Origin of the sequence: Microbacterium sp. CPCC 204701, assembly GCF_004010105.1 — a bacterium.
Taxonomy (GTDB): domain Bacteria; phylum Actinomycetota; class Actinomycetes; order Actinomycetales; family Microbacteriaceae; genus Microbacterium.
In genome coordinates, this window is sequence record NZ_RRYE01000362.1 from 1 (window position 1) to 2,907 (window position 2,907).

The 2,907-nt window shown below is 72.5% G+C and carries 3 protein-coding genes; 2 read left to right on the forward strand and 1 reads right to left on the reverse strand.

Translation table 11 applies throughout. The annotated features are described in order from the left end of the window. Positions 1-69 precede the first annotated feature (69 nt). On the reverse strand, positions 70-420 hold the full coding sequence (locus tag EIO58_RS15375; RefSeq protein ID WP_240658920.1) for an Rv2175c family DNA-binding protein: 351 nt from the start codon (positions 418-420) through the stop codon (positions 70-72). A 222-nt stretch (positions 421-642) separates the two neighbouring features. On the opposite strand from EIO58_RS15375, the gene EIO58_RS15380 reads away from it, so the two are divergent. Together EIO58_RS15380 and EIO58_RS15385 are read left to right on the forward strand one after the other, a co-directional pair. Continuing rightward, the gene (locus EIO58_RS15380; protein WP_127820247.1) at positions 643-1,791 is read left to right on the forward strand and encodes a LysM peptidoglycan-binding domain-containing protein; all 1,149 of its coding nucleotides are present in this window, start codon (positions 643-645) and stop codon (positions 1,789-1,791) included. Positions 1,792-1,871: 80 nt separating this feature from the next. Beyond that, on the forward strand, positions 1,872-2,907 hold a 1,036-nt coding region (locus EIO58_RS15385), incomplete at its 3' end, for a protein kinase domain-containing protein (RefSeq protein WP_164861763.1).

The window sequence follows — 2,907 nt, forward strand, 5'->3', positions numbered from 1 at the left end:
CGCGACCTCGCGCGCGCGGCGACCGTCCGCATCACCTGACGCAGGGCGGTCGCTCGGCCGCGAACCGGCTCAGGCCAGAGTGCGCGCGACGCGGCGGACCTCGCTCTTGCGGCCGGCCCGCAGCGCCTCGATCGGCGCGACGCCGATGGTGTCTTCGGGCGCGAGCAGCCAGTCGATCGCCTCGTCGTCCGTGAAGCCGGCGTCGTGCAGCGCGAAGACCGTGCCGCGCAGCGACGAGAGCGGCTCGCCGTCGACGATGAAGACGGCGGGAACCTTGAACACGCCGTCCCGGCGGGACCCGACGAGGTGCAGGTCGTCGAGGAGCCGGCGGACGCGTCCCAGCGGCTCGCCCAGCACCTCCACGAGTTCGGGCAGGGTGAGCCAGTCGGTCTCGATGAGCGAGGCGTCGTCAGTGGTCACGACAGCAACTATTCCAGATCCGCCCGGGCCCGGGCTCCGCCTGTCTCGGTGCGGAGACCACACCTCCCGAGTCACATCCGTCACCTCTGCCCCTCTGCTACCACCCGTTGACACGAGTTGACTTCCGTGACACCGTTTCTGGAGTCGGCTGAGGGGGGAAAACTTGTGCGACCAATCCGCCACACCCATCGCGGGGCCCGGCCCCGCGCCGCTCTGACCGGGATTCCGGTCGCCGTCGTCGGCTCGATCGCGCTCACGCTCTCCGCCGCACCCGCGCACGCCGATCACGCCGATGCCACTGCCCGCGGCACGACCTCGCCGGTGCTGCGGACGGCGAAGCTCGCGGCATCCGTCCCCGTCGCGTCGAAGGCGGTCGCCGCCTCGCTCCCGGCACGCAGCGGTCAGTCGCCCGCGCCGGCGACGTACACCGTGCAGCCAGGAGAGACCGTGAGCGCGATCGCGAGCCACCACGGCCTTCGCACCGCGGACGTCCTTGCGCTCAACGGGCTCGGGTGGCGGTCGGTGATCTACCCGGGCCAGGTGCTCACCCTCACCGGCACTGCCGCGGCGCCCTCCGCTCCTGCCCCGGCGCCCTCGCCCGGCGCCTACACGGTGCAGCGCGGCGACACCATCAGCTCGATCGCGAAGCGCCACGGTGTGTCGACGAATGCGGTGCTCGCCGCCAACGGGCTGGGCTGGTCGTCGATCATCTACCCCGGCCAGACCATCACGATCCCCGGCGCCGCCGCAGCGCCTGCTCCGGCGCCCGCGCCGGCGCCCAGCGTCGGCGGGAAGTACACGATCGTCGCGGGCGATACGATCAGCGGCATCGCGCAGCGACACGGCGTGGGCATCGACGCCGTGCTCGCCGCCAACGGGTTGAGCCGGGCATCGATCATCTACCCCGGGCAGACCATCGCCATTCCGCTCGCCGCGGTCGTGGCATCCGCGCCGGCCGTTGCGGGCCTCGATGCCGAGCAGGTCGCCAATGCGCAGCTGATCGTGCGGATCGGGCGAGAGCTCGGCGTGCCCGACCGCGGCATCGCGATCGCGCTCGGCACCGCGATGCAGGAGTCGTGGATCCGCAACCTCGACTGGGGCGACCGCGACTCGCTCGGCCTCTTCCAGCAGCGCCCCAGCACGGGATGGGGCACCGAGGCGGAGGTCCGCGACGCGGCCCGCTCCATCCGCGCGTTCTACGGCGGGGCGTCCGACCCGAACGGGTCGCGCACGCGCGGTCTGCTCGACATCCCGGGTTGGCAGTCGATGCCGTTCGCCGAGGCCGCGCAGGCCGTGCAGATCTCTGCTCACCCCGACCGCTATGCGCAGTGGGAGGCGCCCGCCCACGCGTGGCTCGCGGCGCTGGGCTGACCGGTCACCGGCGGGTAACGGTACGGTCGCTGGGTGAGCCGCTCCGCGGGCTCGCGGGTGCACGTCCGTAGACTCTGAGCGTGAGCACGAGCCAGCAGACGGACCCGCTGATCGGCCGTCTGGTCGACGGTCGGTACCGGGTGCGTGCTCGCATCGCCCGGGGCGGCATGGCGACGGTGTACGTCGCGACGGATCTGCGGCTCGAGCGCCGGGTGGCACTGAAGGTCATGCACGGGCATCTGAGCGACGACACGGTGTTCCAGAGCCGCTTCATCCAGGAGGCGCGCGCCGCCGCCCGCCTGGCCGATCCGCACGTGGTCAACGTCTTCGACCAGGGCCAGGACGGCGAGATGGCGTACCTCGTCATGGAGTACCTGCCGGGCATCACCCTGCGCGAGCTCCTGCGCGAGCAGCGGCGCCTCACGGTCCCGCAGGCCATCTCCATCCTCGATGCGGTGCTGTCGGGCCTCGCCGCGGCGCACAAGGCGGGCATCGTGCACCGCGACGTCAAGCCCGAGAACGTCCTGCTCGCCGAGGACGGCCGCATCAAGATCGGCGACTTCGGCCTCGCCCGCGCCACCACGGCCAACACGGCGTCGGGCGCGCAGTTGCTGGGAACCATCGCCTATCTCGCGCCCGAGCTCGTCACGCGCGGCACCGCCGACGCCCGCAGCGACATCTACGCGCTCGGCATCATGCTGTACGAGATGCTCACGGGCGAGCAGCCCTACAAGGGCGAGCAGCCCATGCAGATCGCGTTCCAGCATGCGACCGACTCGGTGCCGCGCCCGAGCGTGAAGAACCCCGGCGTCCCCGAGCCGCTGGACGAGCTCGTGCTGTGGGCGACCGAGCGCTCCCCCGACGACCGGCCGACCGATGCCCGCGAGATGCTCCAGCGCCTGCGCGAGATCGAGCGCGAGCTGGGCGTCACGCCGGTCGTCACCCGCACCGGGCCGATCAGCGTCGTGCGCGACGACACTGCTGCCACCGGCGAGCTCACCGCGGTGCTCCCGTCGACCGCGACCGGGCCGACGTCGGGCCTCGAGGAGGTCGACAACGCGACGCGCCTGCGCGCCGCGGTGAAGCGCCGCCGCGCGAAGGGCGGCTGGCTCGTCG